Origin of the sequence: Kribbella lupini (assembly GCF_039529595.1) — a bacterium.
GTDB lineage: Bacteria > Actinomycetota > Actinomycetes > Propionibacteriales > Kribbellaceae > Kribbella > Kribbella lupini.
In genome coordinates this window covers 2471232-2486165 of record NZ_BAAANC010000001.1, presented here as the reverse complement: position 1 = coordinate 2486165, position 14934 = coordinate 2471232, and the positions used below count along the sequence as shown (strand labels likewise).

The 14934-nt window shown below is 70.8% G+C and carries 13 protein-coding genes; 5 read left to right on the top strand and 8 right to left on the bottom strand.

Features of this window, described 5'->3' with window-relative positions; translation table 11 throughout:
- Positions 1-26: 26 nt before the first annotated feature.
- Positions 27-641, top strand: a complete 615-nt coding sequence (locus ABD235_RS11440) for a peroxiredoxin family protein (RefSeq protein ID WP_344172900.1) — start codon at positions 27-29, stop codon at positions 639-641.
- Here ABD235_RS11440 and ABD235_RS11435 read toward each other — a convergent pair.
- Together ABD235_RS11435 and ABD235_RS11430 are read right to left on the bottom strand one after the other, a co-directional pair.
- The gene (locus tag ABD235_RS11435; RefSeq protein ID WP_344172898.1) at positions 601-3357 is read right to left on the bottom strand and encodes an ATP-binding protein; all 2757 of its coding nucleotides are present in this window, start codon (positions 3355-3357) and stop codon (positions 601-603) included. The genes ABD235_RS11440 and ABD235_RS11435 overlap by 41 nt on opposite strands.
- A 191-nt stretch (positions 3358-3548) precedes the next feature.
- Positions 3549-4661 (bottom strand): alpha/beta fold hydrolase, encoded by a 1113-nt coding sequence (locus ABD235_RS11430; RefSeq protein WP_344172896.1) that lies wholly within the window; start codon positions 4659-4661, stop codon positions 3549-3551.
- A 221-nt stretch (positions 4662-4882) separates the two neighbouring features.
- Between ABD235_RS11430 and ABD235_RS11425 the strand changes: the two genes are divergently transcribed.
- Complete coding sequence (locus tag ABD235_RS11425) at positions 4883-5812, top strand: alpha/beta fold hydrolase (protein WP_344172894.1); 930 nt, start codon at positions 4883-4885, stop codon at positions 5810-5812.
- A gap of 54 nt (positions 5813-5866) precedes the next feature.
- On the opposite strand, the gene ABD235_RS11420 is transcribed toward ABD235_RS11425, so the two are convergent.
- Positions 5867-6385: a DUF1579 family protein gene (locus ABD235_RS11420; protein WP_344172892.1), complete on the bottom strand. Its 519-nt coding sequence runs from the start codon at positions 6383-6385 to the stop codon at positions 5867-5869.
- Positions 6385-7254 (bottom strand): universal stress protein, encoded by an 870-nt coding sequence (locus ABD235_RS11415; protein WP_344172890.1) that lies wholly within the window; start codon positions 7252-7254, stop codon positions 6385-6387. Before ABD235_RS11415 ends, ABD235_RS11420 begins: the two co-directional genes overlap by 1 nt.
- Positions 7255-7465: 211 nt before the next feature.
- On the opposite strand from ABD235_RS11415, the gene ABD235_RS11410 reads away from it, so the two are divergent.
- Both ABD235_RS11410 and ABD235_RS11405 read left to right on the top strand, forming a co-directional pair.
- Positions 7466-8530 (top strand): zinc-dependent alcohol dehydrogenase family protein, encoded by a 1065-nt coding sequence (locus tag ABD235_RS11410; RefSeq protein WP_344172888.1) that lies wholly within the window; start codon positions 7466-7468, stop codon positions 8528-8530.
- Entirely contained in the window at positions 8530-9489 is a 960-nt protein-coding gene (locus tag ABD235_RS11405; protein WP_344172886.1) for an Acg family FMN-binding oxidoreductase, read from the top strand. Before ABD235_RS11410 ends, ABD235_RS11405 begins: the two co-directional genes overlap by 1 nt.
- Positions 9490-9549: 60 nt before the next feature.
- Here ABD235_RS11405 and ABD235_RS11400 read toward each other — a convergent pair whose 3' ends face one another.
- From ABD235_RS11400 to ABD235_RS11390, 3 genes are read right to left on the bottom strand one after another with little or no spacing between them, the layout of a single operon-like run.
- Positions 9550-10530: an Acg family FMN-binding oxidoreductase gene (locus ABD235_RS11400; protein ID WP_344172884.1), complete on the bottom strand. Its 981-nt coding sequence runs from the start codon at positions 10528-10530 to the stop codon at positions 9550-9552.
- Positions 10527-10997, bottom strand: a complete 471-nt coding sequence (locus ABD235_RS11395; protein ID WP_344172882.1) for a hypothetical protein — start codon at positions 10995-10997, stop codon at positions 10527-10529. The genes ABD235_RS11400 and ABD235_RS11395 overlap by 4 nt, the downstream gene beginning before the upstream one ends.
- A complete protein-coding gene (locus ABD235_RS11390) occupies positions 10994-11977 on the bottom strand; it encodes an Acg family FMN-binding oxidoreductase (RefSeq protein ID WP_344172880.1) in 984 nt (327 codons plus the stop codon). Before ABD235_RS11390 ends, ABD235_RS11395 begins: the two co-directional genes overlap by 4 nt.
- A gap of 246 nt (positions 11978-12223) precedes the next feature.
- Between ABD235_RS11390 and ABD235_RS11385 the strand changes: the two genes are divergently transcribed.
- Positions 12224-13102: a universal stress protein gene (locus ABD235_RS11385; RefSeq protein ID WP_344172878.1), complete on the top strand. Its 879-nt coding sequence runs from the start codon at positions 12224-12226 to the stop codon at positions 13100-13102.
- On the opposite strand, the gene ABD235_RS11380 is transcribed toward ABD235_RS11385, so the two are convergent.
- Positions 13103-14857, bottom strand: coding sequence for a GAF domain-containing sensor histidine kinase (locus tag ABD235_RS11380; RefSeq protein ID WP_344172876.1), 1755 nt, complete (start codon positions 14855-14857; stop codon positions 13103-13105).
- Positions 14858-14934: the final 77 nt, after the last annotated feature.

Sequence of the window (14934 nt, the reverse complement as noted above, 5' to 3'; positions counted from 1 at the left end):
GCCCGCCAGGTGAGAGGTGATCATCGATGCGTTGCGACATCACTCCCGGCGGCGTCCTTCCCGACTACGCGTTGCCCGATCACTCCGGTACGACGCGCGCTCTCAGCGAGCTGCAGGGTCGCGATCCGCTGATCCTCGTACTGGCCCGCGGCCACTACTGCCCCGAAGAGCACCAGCACCACCTCGAGCTGGCGGCGTTCCAGGCGAAGGCCGCGGTAGGCCACGCCCGCATGGTGACGATCTCCACCGACGAACGGGCCCAGGTGCAGGACTTCCGTGCTTCGGCCGGCGCGCGGTGGACGTTCCTGTCCGATCCGGAGCGGACGGTCCAGCAGGATCTTGGCATCCAGGACTTCACCGACCCCGCGAACGACCCGATGATCCCGTACACGCTCGTGCTCAAGCCCGAACTGGTCGTCCACACGGTCTACAACGGCTACTGGTTCTGGGGGCGTCCCACGGTCGACGACCTGTGGCTCGACCTGCGTGCGGTGACGCGCGAGATCCGCCCGGACTGGGATCTCAGCGCGCCAGGTCTCGACGAGGCGTGGGCATCCGGCGATCGCGCACCGTTCCACGGGTGGGCGAGGCGCTCGACCGCTAGCGGATCAGCGTCCCGCGGAGCTGGCGGCGGGAGCTGACACCGAGCTTGCTGAACACCTTGCGGAGATGCCATTCCACGGTCCGCGCGCTGATGAACAACTGGGCGCCGATCTCGGGGTTGGTGAGTCCCTCGCGAGCCAGCCGGGCGATCTGGGCTTCCTGGGCGGTGAGGTCGTCCCGCGTCTCGATCGTGTGCTTCCGTGCGGTCGATCCGGCGATCGCCAGCTCGCGGTGGGCGCGGTCGGCGAATCCCTCCATTCCCATCGCGGCGAACATCTCGGAGGCGGTGCTCAGCTCGCCGCGCGCGTCCCCGGGGCGGTTCGACCGCCGGAGCCATTCCCCGTAGAGCAGGTGAGCCCGGGCGAGCTCGGCGCGCACCCGCGCCCGGCCCAGATGCCCGATCGCCTCTCGGAACCGGTGCTCGGCGTCGTCACCTTCGCTGAGCAGGGCTCGGGCCCGGGCGGCCATCCCGAGCCCCCAGTCGGTCCTGCCGGCCCGCGCCTTCATGGCCAGGCGCTCGGCGGCTTCGGTCGCCAGTTCCGGGTGCCCGGTTCGCGTGGCCGACTCGACCAGCTCCGCCAGCCCCCAGTTGTGCGCGACCATCTCCTGCGGATCCTCGCAGGCGCGCCGCGCGGCGGCCAGTGCCTCGTCGTACCGGCCCAGGCTGTTGCAGAGGACCGCGTGCGCGTACTCGCTGATCGCGACGCCGACCCCCTCGCCCCGCGCGCCCGCTTCGCGCAGCGTGACCTCGATCAGCTCGCCGGCTTCGGTGACCTGTCCGCGCCACGCGGCAACGGTCAACGCGCCGTACGGCGCTTCGTCGACTCCCATCGCCTCCCGGACCGACCGTGCCTCCTGCACCAGTGCCGCGGCCGCCGACAGTTCGCCGCAGAACACCAGAACGGGCGTTCGTGATCCGAGCGCCAAGGGGAGTTCACTCAGCGCGCCCGTCTCCCTGGCCAGCTTGAGGTGGCGGGAGGACAGCGCGTAGGCACTCTCGTCGTCCCACACCTCGAGCGCGAGAACACAGCCCTGCCACAGCCAGCGCAGTCTCTCGTTGCTCGGGATCTGTTCGTCGCGCAGTCGCCGCAACGCCGTTCGGCAGGCTTGCGACGCACCGTCGTAGTCCTCGACGAGCGCGCTGAAAGCGTCCAGCAACAGGTCACCGGCCGTGGGCTGCAGCTCTGGCGTCAAAGGAGCAGCGCGAGCAGCCCGGGCGACGTCGACGACGCTGACCCCGCCGTTGAGGCGGGCGGCGAACTGGGCGGCCGAGAACGCGTCCAGGTAAGTCTGTCGCGCCAGCTGCAGATCCAGCGGTTCGAGACGTCGCGCCGCCGCCAGCAGGAGCGGCGTGGCCTCACTGCCTCGTTTGGAGGTGAAGGCCAGCAAGGCGCCCACCATGTCGATCTGCGCACGTTGCGCCTCGTCGGCCGGGCCTTCCCGCGCCGTGCCGAGGAGACGTTGCGCGATCTCGAAGGCGCCGGTCTGTACGTTCGCGACAGCGCCGGTCAGCGCCAGCCGAACGCGATCTGCCGGTTCGGCCGTCAGTTCGGTCGCGCGGGTCAGGAAGGCCGCGGCTGCCATGAGACCGCCGCGGGCACTTGCCCGGCCGGCCGAGTGTTCGAGTTCGGCCGCGACACCCGCGTCGGGTCCCGACGTCGCCAGGGCGCGGTGCCACGCGCGACGGTCAGGGTCGGCGTGGGCATCAGTGGCCGCTGCGAGAGCGCGATGAACCCGATAGCGGTCCGCGACGTCGGCCGCTCGGTAGCTGGCGGATCTGACCAGCGGATGGGCGAATTCCACCCGGCCGCGGATCCGGAGGAGCCCGGCGTCCATCGCCGGTGCGGCGACGACCATGTCCACACCGAGTGAGGCGGCGGCTTTGCGGAGCAAGGCCACGTCGCCGAGCGGCTCCGCGGCAGCGGCGAGGATCAGCAGTCGGGTGTCGGAGGGGAGTGCGAGAAGACGCCGTCGGTAGCTCAGCTCGATCTTGCCGGCCACCGCGTGGTGGTCGGGCAGGCCGAATCCTCCGGCCAGATCGCCGGCGCTCCAGGTACGCGGCAGTTCGAGCAGCGCGAGCGGGTTCCCGTGGCTTTCCGACACGATCTGGTCGCAGACCGCCGTGTCGAGCGGACCGTACACGTTGCCCAGCAGCAGCGCCCGGGCGTCGCCGTCGCGCAGACCGGTGATCCACAGCGCGGGCAGGCCCTCGAAGACATCGCTCTCGGTCCCCGGACGCGCCGCGCAGACGAAGGCCACGCGCTCGGCGAGCAGACGACGGGCCACGAAACCGAAGACCCGCGCGGACGACCGGTCCAGCCACTGCGCGTCCTCGACGAAACAGATCAACGGATCCTTCTCGGCAGCTTCCGCCACCAGGGAGAGCGTCGCGAGCGCGACCATCAGCCCGTCGGGCACGGGCCCGGCACTCAGTCCGAACACCGTCCGGAGCGCATCGCGCTGCGGCGCCGGCAGGCGGTCGAGGTGGTCCAGCAGCGGCGTGCACAGTTGATGGAGGCCGCTGTACGCCAGCTCCATCTCCGACTCGACGCCCGTGACGGCCGCGATTCGCCAGCCGGCTACCTGCCCGGACAGGTAGCCCAGCAACGCGCTTTTGCCCACGCCCGCGTCCCCACGCAGGATCACGACCCTGCTCGCGCCGGCGAGCACCTCGGCCAGCAACCGATCCAGCGCCTCGCACTCGACGCGGCGTCCGAGCAGCCCGGTGGCCGACTCGGCGCCGTCCCCGGTCAAGGCGGGCCTTCCGGAACACCGTGTCGCGAGACACCGTGGAGTTGCCGCGCCATGTCGCTCCCACTGGGACGCCGGGGTACTTCTGACCATCCCCAGTGACAGCTCTACAGGACCGCTTCCAGCAGACTAGAGCCTGATCGACAGCACCGGAACAGCCATGAGGTCACCACGGCCGAGTTCTTTCGGCGCGGTCATTTCGAGGTCCGGTAGGCCGCACGGTACGGCGCGAGGAACGGGGACAGCGCCGCGAGGGTCGCGGCCGGTGCCTGCTCCGCGATCCAGTGGCCGGCGCCGGGGATGATCGCCCCGGTCACGTCCGTCGCCGCGGGCAGCATGCCGTCCTTGACGTGCTCGGCCCAGCTGTTCACGCCGCCGATCGCGAGCACGGGGATGGTCAGATCCGTCTTGGCGCGCTCGACGTTCTGGTTCAAGGTGGTGTCCCAGGCGCGGTAGAACCCGAACGAGGCACGGAGGATGTCCCGGTCGCGGGTGTAGAGGCCGACGTAGTACCTGATCGCGTAGTCCGGCAGTGTCGCTCCGCCGCCCTGGATGGAGTACTCGTAGCGGTAGTAGGCGTCGGCGTTGCTCTTGACCATGTCGACGACGAGCTCGTCGTCGACCCGGTTGAAGGCGATGTGCCACAGCTTGTTGTTCAGCTCCGGGAAGATGAAGTAGTCGGGCGCCGGAACCACGCCGGGTGGGCCGGGAACCTCGGCAACGGCCAGGCGGGCCACGCGATCACGGTGGTCGGCGGCCAGGGCGTAGCTGATCACCATGCCGGTGTCGTGGCCGAACACCGCGAACCTGCGGTGTCCGAGCGCGGTCATGAGCTCGGCGAGGTCGCGGGCGAGCGTACCGGCGTCGTACCCGCCGGAAGTCTTCTCGCTCAGTCCGATGCCGCGCTGGTCGACGGCGATGACGGTGTAGTTCTTGGCGAGGGCCGGCATCAGGAACCGCCAGGCGTACCAGTTTTCTGGCCAGCCGTGCACGAGCAGCAGCGGCGGCCCGTCGCCCCCGATCACCACGTGCTGACGGATCCCGTTGGCCTGTACGAAGCGGCTCCGGAACGTCGGGGTGAATCCGGCCGGCAACCGCGGCGCGGTCGAGACGGTGCCGGAGTCCCCGGACACCCATCCGTTGCCCGACGCCGCGGCAGGCGACGCCAAGCCGCCGACGAGTGCGGCTCCCGCGGCAGCGGCACCGCCGGTGAAGATGCGTCGCGACACTCCACGGCGACGGTCGTGCGCTGCCGGATCCACGGTGGCGTCGCCCTGCGAATCCGGATCTTGCTCTTTGGCGTTCATGACTTCTCCTCGGTTCGGCACACCGGCCGTCGGTGGCCGAGTGCTTGACCAGCGTGGTCAGGACGGCCTCTGCTACACACCGGTCGGAAGCACTGGTCACCGCTCCGGAGGCTCGACCAGGGACTCTCCCGGGTCACCGCCGTGAGCATCCGGCACGAGCATGGAGAAGCCGGCCGCAGTCACCGCCGACATCCCCTGCAGTGCTGTCGAAAGGACCTGTCATGCCTACAGATCTCACCCGGTTCGCCGTGGCCGACGGCCCGGGCACCGTCACCCGAGCGCCCGACCTTCCGGCCGGGTTCGCCGAGACGTTCAGCAGCCGGCTCATCGAGACGAACGGCCTGCGTCAGCACGCGGTCATCGGCGGTGACGGACCCGCCGTACTACTGATCCACGGCTGGCCGGAGAGCTGGTACGCGTGGCGTCACCTGATGCCGTCCCTCGCCCGGAACCACACCGTGGTCGCGGTCGACCAGCGCGGTCTCGGCCGTACGGGCAAGCCCGACGACGGGTACGACGCGGGCACCCTGGCCGGTGACCAGATCGCGCTGATGGACGCCCTCGGGCACGAGCACTTCGCGGTGGTCGGGCACGACACCGGCGTGGTGATCAGCTACGCGCTGGCAGCCGACCATCCGGACCGCGTGTCCCAGCTCGCGGTCGCCGAGATCCCCGGGCCGCCCGGGGTGTCACCCGCGCCGCCGCTGTTCGTCCCGGCGCCGTTGAACGACAAGGTCTGGCACATCCCGTTCAACCGCGCCGGCAAGGTGGCCGAGCAGCTCGTCGAGGGCAAGGAACACGTCTTCTTCGGTTACGAGTTCGCCATCCAGGGCGGCAAACCGCTGCCCGAGGCCGTCATCGACTACTACGTCAACGGCTTCCTCGACCCCGAGTCACTGCGCGGGTGCTTCGGGTTCTACCGCGCCTGGGACGCCACGATGGCGCAGAACAAGGACCGTGCGACGCGGCCGCTGGCGATGCCGGTACTGGCGATCGGCGGCGCGGACAGCTGGGGAGACCACGTCCGCGAAGGCATGCAGCCGACCGCGACCGACGTACAGGGTGCTGTGATCGCCGGCGCCGGTCACTGGGTCGCGGAACAGGCGCCCGAGGAACTGCTCACAGTGCTGACGGCGTTCCTGTCCGACTGAGCACCGGCGAGTTGGCCGGCGGACAGCTCGATCACCTCGTCGACGTCGTGCAGGTCACCACGGAGCCGGCACCTGGACCGTGTGGCACTCGTAGCGCTCGACGAGCGTGAACGGGCCGCCGTGGACCGACACCTCGTTGCGCCACGTCATCACCGAGTCGTCGGCCAGGTGCCAGAAGAGCCGGATCCGGACCGGCTGGTTGCCGATGCTCTGGAACGTCAGCAGGTCACCCTCGATCCAGCCGCGCAGGATCTCGGCATGGCCGTAGTTGTCGGCGACGGTGGCCCGGTACTCCTTGGCCTCCGGGTCCCAGCCGGCCACCCAGTGCAGATACCAGCGCAGCACGAAGCTACCGTCGGCGAGGTACTGGTCCTGCTGGTGGTCGCCGATGATCCACAGGCCGTCCTGGATCTGGTGGTGGACAGCCTCGCCCGTCGCCGTCATCGCAGGAGTGCCCGGGCCCATCCCGCCGGCCTGAATCGTGCCGGTCCAGGTGACGTCGCGGTGGAAGCGGGCCAGGGCGCGCATCTTCTCGCCGGCCCGGATCGGTTGCGGCACGTCGTGAACGGTCATCAGGACGTCTCCTCTTGATGGATCACGGCCACCGGGCAGTGGGTGTGGTGGAGGAGGCCGCGGGCGACCGATCCCATCCGCAGCGGGGTGAACTCGGTCCGGCCGACCCCGCCCACGACGACGAGGTCCGCCGCGCGAGATTCGTTGGCGAGCAGCAGCACCGGATGCGCAGCCTCGTACGACGTGGTGACGCCGACTCCTGGATGCTTGGCGGACCAACCGTCCAACGCTGCCGCCAGCAACTTCTCGGCGTACGGAGCCCAGGCGTTGTCGTTCGGATCGGGCCAGAGGCCGGGCACCGGGTAGGACTCGGGGACGTCGGCCGCGTGGACCACCCGGACCTCGGCTCCGGTTGCCTCTGCGAGGTCGAACCCGAAGGCGAGAGCGGCCTGGCAACCGGGCGAGCCGTCCACTCCGACGACGATCCGGCCGTGCCGGGGTCGTTCGGGCTCCCAGCAGTCCGGTACGACGACCAGCGGCGCGCGGGTCAGCGCGGTGCACACCTGGGACGTGGATCCCATGACGAGCTCGGCGAAGCCGCCGGCTCCGCGCCGGCCGATGACGAGTGCCTTGGCCCGGGACGAGAGCCCGACCAGGATCGTGGCCGGATGGCCGTGCCGGACCTCCAGCGTGGCGCCGGCGAAACCGATCCGCTCCAGCTCGTCCGCGGCGTCGTCGAGCACTTCGGCGCCGTCGTCCGGACAGTCTGACGGCGGTACCGCGGGATGCCTGCTCTCGTCGACGACGTGGACGCCGTGCAGGGGCGCCTGGCGGGCGGTCGCGAATCGGGCCGCCCAGGTGAGTGCGACCAGGCCGTCGCGGGAGCCGTCGACCCCCACGACGACGGGACGTGCGAGCTGTGCGGACATCGGCGTACCTCTCGGTCGGCAGTGCGGCGGCGAGCCGTGACCGGCCCGCTCGTCGCGATTCCAGTCGAGCGCCGTCGGGGCGGCGCTGCCAGGGCGTAAGGGCCCGACCGGTCGCGGCGAAGGTCCCGGTGCACTGGTGTGTTTGGGCCCTGCTGCATCCGGTCCCATCCGCCGATGGTCGAGGGGATACATCTCTTCGAGGAGGTCTGCCATGAAGGCGCTGGTCTACAACGGTCCGGGGCAACGGAGCTGGCACGAGGTGCCGGACCCGGTGATCCAGGATCCCGAGGACGCAATCGTGCGCGTCGACGCGGTGACCATCTGCGGCACCGATCTGCACATCCTGAAAGGCGACGTGCCGACCGTGCAGCCCGGGCGGATCCTCGGTCACGAGGCGGTCGGCACGATCACCGAGGTCGGCGCGGGCGTGCGGGGCGTCGCGGTCGGCGACCGCGTGCTGATCTCCTGCATCACCTCCTGCGGCCGGTGCGAGTACTGCCGTCAGGGTCACTACGGGCAGTGCCTCGGCGGGGGCGGCTGGATCCTCGGCCACCTGATCGATGGCACCCAGGCCGAGCAGGTCCGGGTGCCGTTCGCGGACCGGTCGGTGCACAAGCTACCGGACAACGTCAGCGACGAGGCCGCGCTACAGCTGGCCGACATCTTGCCGACGTCGTACGAGGTGGGGGTGCTCAACGGCCGGGTGTCGCCCGGTGACACCGTCGTCATCGTCGGAGCCGGACCGATCGGTCTCGCGGCGATCGCGACCAGCAAGCTGTTCAGCCCGGCGCGCATCATCGTGGTCGATGCGGCGGACGCCCGGCGCAAGGCGGCGCTCGAACGGGGTGCCGACCTGGTACTCGCGCCGGACGACGACGTCGTCGCGGCGGTCCGTGAACTGACCGGCGGGCTCGGCGCCGAGGTGGCGATCGAGGCGGTCGGTATCCCGGAGACGTTCGAGCTCTGCACCCAGGTGGTCCGGCCCGGCGGCACGGTGGCCAACGTCGGTGTGCACGGTGCTCCTGCGACGCTGCACCTCGAAGAGCTGTGGATCAAGAACGTCACCATCACGACAGGTCTGGTCGACACCTCCAGCACACCGAGGCTGCTGGCGATGCTCGCCGCGGGCCGGTTGGAGCTGCCCGACTTGATCACGCACCGCTTCGGTCTCGACGAGATGCAGGACGCGTACGACGTCTTCTCCGGGGCCGGTGAGACCGGTGCGCTGAAGGTGGCCCTGTTCGGCGAGGCGGGAATCGAGCCGGAGACCCGCTGATGACTGGTCCGGCGGACGGGATCCGCGACGAGCTGCTGCGGGCAGCGGTGGCGGCGCCCTCGATGCACAACACCCAGCCGTGGAAGTTCCGCTTCCGCGGCTGGGTGGTCGAGGTCCATCGCGACCAGGCGCGTGAGCTGCCGGCCGAGGACCCGGACCGCCGGATGCTGCACGTCTCCCTGGGCGCGGCAATCCTGAACCTTCGGGTGGCCGCGGCGTACCAGGGCTTCGGCGCCGCCGTCCAGTACGTGCTGGACCGGACCCGGCCGGACCTGGTCGCAGAGATCGAGCTGACCGGCGTGGACGCCGACACCGCGCCGTTGCGGGTGCTGGAGAGCGCCGTGTGGGCGCGGCGGACCAACCGGCAGCCGTACGTCGACCGGCCTGTCCCGGACGAGGTGCGCGAACTGCTCGACGTGACCGCACGGCTGGAGGGCGCCGAGCTGGAGTGGCTCGATGGGCCGTCCCGGCTCAAATGGGTGCAGCTGGCAACGATCGAGGCGGGCGAGCTCGACGCCGTCGAGCAAGCCCGTACGACGGAGCGCCGGCGATGGGTCGGCGGCGAACGCCCGCTGGACGGCGTACCGTCACGGAACCTCGGCCCCCGGCCTGTCGACGGTGTCACGGCCCGGGACCTGGCGGTGACACCGGTCGATGCGATCAGGCCGGCGGCGCGGTTCGAGGCGGACCCGCAACTCGTCGTACTGAGCACTGCGCACGACGGCCCGGTCGACTGGCTGCGAGCCGGTCAGGCGATGGAACGCGTGCTGCTCGAGGCGACCGCCCACGGCGTCTCCACCTCGTTGCTCAACCAGGCGATCGAGCACGACACGCTGCGCTGGCTGGTCGGCGACCCGCTCGGGGCGTGGCGCCGTCCGCAGTCCGTCATCCGCTTCGGCTACGGACCGCAGGTCCCGCCGGCACCTCGCCGCCCGATCGCGGACGTGCTGCTCGACTGACCGGATCGACGGGCCCTCGACCAGGGGACGCGGCCAGGGGGACGATCTTGCCGGGCGACTTCAGTTGCTGGGATGGAGCGTTTCGTGCCAGTCGCGGCGTGGGGTGCATCCGGTGGCGTGGGCGGGATGTCCGATCCGCAGGATCATCTGGGGCCACCGGTGGCCACCGGTCAGTTCGCGGATCTTCAGGCGCTGGACCGGGTGCTCGAGCGCCTGGTTGAGGAACGAGGCCGCGACGTCGTACGACGTTGCTGTGAGCAACGTTCGTTGCAGGGCCTGGCCCGATCGGAGCCAGGCGTGCCCGTCGTCGCCGTTGCTGGTGAGCACCGCGACGACCGGCCGGGTCTCGAAGACCGCCTGGCTGCGGTGGGCGCTGTCGAAGCCGGCGGCGAGATCGCGGACGGCCGACCGGCGGACCGCGACCGGGCCCAGGGCGCCGGCAGGAACGCCGTCGCGGTTGCGGTCGCCGCCGATCCATCGCAGCCGCTCGTGCACGCGGCCCTCGTCGGCGAGGTCCAACTGGTCCGCCTTGCGCAGGATGCCGCCGAGCAGGACGCACTGGGCGTGGTCCAGCCAGTGCAGCTCGCCGCCTTCGCTGTGCGCCGCGTCGTCGAGCCGGTCCCGGACGTGCGGAGACAGGTCGTGCTCGGTCATCGGACCGCGGTAGGTGTGGCGGCGCAGCAGTTCGCCGTACAGGCTGCTCAGGGCCGTGGCCGTCGTAGGTCTGCGCTCGGCCAGGAACATCCGGGCAGCGATGTCCGGACGCGACGGGTCCGGGCCGGTCGCGTACGTCGTGTCGTGGCCCAGCACCGCGGCGGCGACCCGGACGTTGAACGCGGCGGCGCCGAGTCCGATCCGGATCATCCGCTCGGCCGGGTCTTCGGCCGGCAGAGCGCGTTCGGCGTCCAGCAGGACGTCGACGGTCGAGCCGTTGACCTCGAACCGCCAGGGCTGGGTGTTGTGCATGGACGGCGCGTGCGTCGCCGCGGCGAGCAGGATGCCGACCTCGTCGTCGGTCAGGGCCTGCGGACCGGGCGTCATCGCAGGCTCCGTTCGTAGCGCCGTACCGCACGGCCGAGGCCCGGGGACCGCGTGGCTCGTTGGTCCAGTGGGGGCCGTTCGGCCTGTTGCCCGAAGCGCAGGGTGACGGTGGCGAGGGCGCGAAGCGCCGCGAAGGTTCCGGCGATCCGTAGCTGCAGGTCGGTGGTGTTGCCCTGGGTGATCAGGTCGCGGCGCAGGTCGTCCAGTTGCTGAACCTGCCGGACCAGTTCGTCCTCGACGATCACGTCGTACGACGTGATGGCGGCGGCATCGGGCACGGCCAGGTCGTGCTCGGCCCGCAGCCGCGGCAGGATGCGGCGCTGGTACGCGGCGACCGTGCTCTGCATGGCCGCCAGCAGCCGTTCGGGCGTGGACCAGCCTTCCGCGATGCTCTCGTTCTCGAGGGCGTCCAGCTCGTGCTCCCAGCGGGTCAGCTCCAGCTGCAGGGAGGCGGGGGAGTCGGTCATGACTGCTCCTCGGAGCGGATGGTGACGACGTCGGCCACCGGACGGCGGCCGGTGACGGCGGGGGTTCGGTTGCGGCCGAAGCGGATCACCATGTCGGCGAAGCCCGCCTTGCCGGTGGTCCGCTGGACCTTGCGGCGCAGGTCGTCGTACTCGAGCAGCTGGTTGAGGAACGACGCGGCGATTCCGCGACGGGTCGCGGTGAGCAGGATCCGCTCCAGCGCGATGCCGGCCGCGACCTGGTCGCCGGCCTCGTCGTGCTCGGTGGAGAGTACGGCGAGCGCCGGGTGGTCCTCGAAAGCCGCGCGCGGCCTGGTGCGGTCGCTCGGCGCCGTACCGAGGTCGCGAACGGCGGCGGGGTAGTGGTCGGAACGCGGGCCGAGGGCGCCGCTCGGTACGCCGTCGTGCGGGCGGTCGCCGCCGATCCAGTGGGTCCGTTCGGCGCTGCGGTGCCAGTCGTGGATCTCGCGCAGGTCGGTGTCGAGGACGAGGTCCATCACGCTGTCGATCCGGTCGTCGGGGAGCCAGGTCAGCTCGGCCTTCTCCTGCAGGGCGGCGCGGATCAGAGCGAGCCGGTCGTCCTGGAAGAGCGGTTCGGCAGCGACCGGCGTACGGCTGGTGTGCCGGCGCGGGATCTCGCCGTACAGGTCGCACAGGTCGTTGTCAGGAGTCGCCACGGGCTCGAGGACGAGCCTGCCGACCAGATCCGGCTCGCGCGGATCCGGGCACAGCCCGAACCAGGTGCTGAAGCCCATCCACGCGGCAGCGCAACGCAGGTTGAAGATCGCGGCGCCGGTGGCGATTCGCATCGCCCGGCCGGTCGGGTCCTCGGCGAGCAGGGCGCGGGAGCCGTCGATGAAGACGTCGACGACGTGACCCTCGACCTCGAACCGCCAGGGCTGGGTGTTGTGCATGCTCGGTGCCGCCACGGCGGCGCTCAGCAGGGTATCGATCTGTTCCATCGACAGCCGGTCGTCCGACATGGGGTCCTCCTCGATCTGCCGGCGCGCACTTCGCGTCTGCCCCCAGCCTCGTCCTCGACGGTGCGTGCCCGCTGCGGGCAAGGGTCCCGACCCGACAGGCCCTTCGGCACCTCCGGTGGTGACCGCGGGCCCTGCCCGCCGGTACTCCAGCCGGCGCACGCTCGAAGTGCCCGGCAAGTGAAAGGAACAGACCATGACAACCACCTCGCACCGCCGTGACCTCGCGGCCTGGCTGTGGTGACGACGATGACCGTCAAGCCTGTCATCTACGTCGGCGTCGACGGCTCCTGGCGTGACACCGGAGCTCTGGAGTGGGCGTTGCAGGAGTCCCTGCTGCGGCGCGAACCGCTCCGCGCAGTGCACGTGATCGAGGAGAAGCTCCGGCACGCGCCGTACTGGGAGCCGACGGTGATCGACGACGCCGCGATGGACCTGGTCAAGGACGTCCAGAAGCACCTGGACGCGGCACCCGGCCGGCTCGACCACGAGATGGATCTGCTGGTCGGGCCTCCGGCCCGGACCCTGACCGAGGTCGCGGCCGACAGCCGGATGCTGGTGCTCGGCCGGCGGGGGATGGGCGCCTTCAAGCGGTTGCTGATCGGCTCCACCTCGGAGCAGGCCACGACCGAAGCCGCCGTCCCGGTTGTCGTCGTACCGGACAGCTGGAAGCCGTCCGACCACGCCGGACCGGTGCTGGTCGCGGTGGACGACTCCGAGCGTCACGAGGCAGTTATGGAGTTCGCGGTCGCCGCGGCGATCGAGCGCGGGCTGCCGTTGCGCCTGGTCCACGTGTGGGACCTGCCGAACGTCTACAGCTGGGACGCGATGAACATCGCGGACATCAGCGACGAGTGGGAGCAGAACGCCCGGCGGCACGCCGACGAGGTGGCGAAGCCGTGGCGGACGGAGCATCCCGGTCTGACGATCGAGGTCGACCTGCGCCGCGGCCACCCCGTGGACGGTGTCGTCACCGCCGCCGCGGAGGCCGACGCCCAGTTGCTGGTGGTCGGTGGCCACAAGCATCGCCGCGTCACCACGATGCTGCTCGGTTCCGTCGCCCGCGGCGTCCTGCACCACGCCACCTGCCCGATCGCGGTCGTCCACGCACGGCGCGACGACTCCTGATCAGCTGGGGGCCGCGTTGAGGGGCGCGCGGAGCTCCAGCACGGTGCCGTGCGGATCGTTGGGCGCGATCCGCACGGCGCCACCCAATGCCTCGGCCCGTTCGCGCAGGTTGCGCAGGCCGCTCTGCCGGCTGTTGCCGGAGATGCCGACGCCGTCGTCGCTGACGCGGGCGACGACCTCGGTGCCCGTGACGGACACTTCGACCAGTACGTCGGTCGCCTGGGCGTGCCGGACGACGTTGGACAGTGACTCCCCGATCGCGGCGAGGATCTGCGGCCGGGCCGACGCCGGTACGGCGGTGTCGAGCGGGCCGTCGCAGACCAGGCGCGGGCGGAACCCGAGCGGTTCGGCGTACTCGGCGACGAGGGACTGGACGTTCGCGCGCAGGGAGCTCTGCCCGGGTTGGTGGTGCAGCTCGAAGATGGCGGCCCGCAGGTCGCGGATGGTGGTGTCGATGTCCTCGACGGCCTTGCTGATCCGCTCCTGCACGTCCGGGCGGACCATGCGCTGCATGCCCTGCAGCTGCAGGCCGGTGGCGAAGAGCCGCTGGATCACCAGGTCGTGCAGGTCGCGGGCGATCCGGTCGCGGTCCTCGAGGACGGCGAGCACGGACTGGTCGCGCTGGGCCTGGGCGCGGTCGAGGGCGAGTGTCGCCTGGTTGGCGAACATGCGGACGAGGTCGGTGCCGGGGGTGACACCGAGCGCCGTACCGGTCGCGGCCGCGACGACCAGTACGCCGCCGGCGGTGCTGCTGCCAGCGGGCAGCGGGGCCAGGATGGTCCGGCCGAGTTCTTCGAGCTCCGGCGCTTCGGTGAGGCGGCCGCTCTCCTTGACGAGATCGGCCAGGTCCTCGATCACCACCTGCTCGTCGCTGTCGAGGATGTCGGCCAGCCCAGGCTGGTCGAGCGCGATCCGGCGACCGCGAAAGGCCTGAAAGGACGCCGGCGCATCGAGCGCTTCGACGACGAGGTGACCGTCCTGGCGCAGCAGGACCGCGCCGACCAGTGATCCGGAGACCTCCCGGGCGCGGGTGGCGATCAGTTGCAAGGCCTCGTGCGGGTCGACCTGGCCGAGCATCAGCTGGGTGATTTCGGCGGTCACCTCGTGCCAGCGGCGGCGGCGCTCGGTGTCGGCGTACAGGCGGGCGTTGTCGATCACGACGCCGGCTGCGGCGGCCAGGGCGGTGACGGTGCGCTCGTCGTCCTCGGTGAAGTCGGCGTGGTCCGGCTTCTCGGTCAGGTAGAGGTTGCCGAACACGTACTCGCGGGTGCGGATCGGGACGCCGAGGAACGACTTCATCGGTGGGTGGTTGGGTGGGAAGCCGAACGAGCGCGGGTGCTCGGACAGGTCGGTCAGGCGCAGTGGCTCGGGGTGTTCGATGAGCAGACCGAGGATGCCGTGGCCTTCGGGGTACGGGCCGATCTGGGCGATCTGGTCGGCGTCGACGCCGTGGGTGATGAAGCGGGACAGGCGCTTGCCGTCGGGGCCGACGACGCCGAGAGCGCCGTACCGGGCTCCGACCAGTTCGCAGGCGGCGGTGACGATGCGGTCGAGGGTGCTGTTCAGGTCGAGGTCGGCGCCGATGCCGACGACCGCGTCCAGCAGGGCGCGCAGGCGTTCCTGGGAGTCCATGATCTCGTCGACGCGACCGAGCAGCTCCTGCAGCAGTGCGTCGAGTCTGACCCGCGACAAGCCGGCGAACTCGAGGGCACCTTCGTCCCAGCTCGCTTTGTGTTCCCCCTCGACCCCTGTCACTCGTTTCACCCTACGCAGGTCGTCGCACGAAGTGAACAGTCGTCGGCGCGGGGGACGAAGGTCCCGGGTGAGACCGC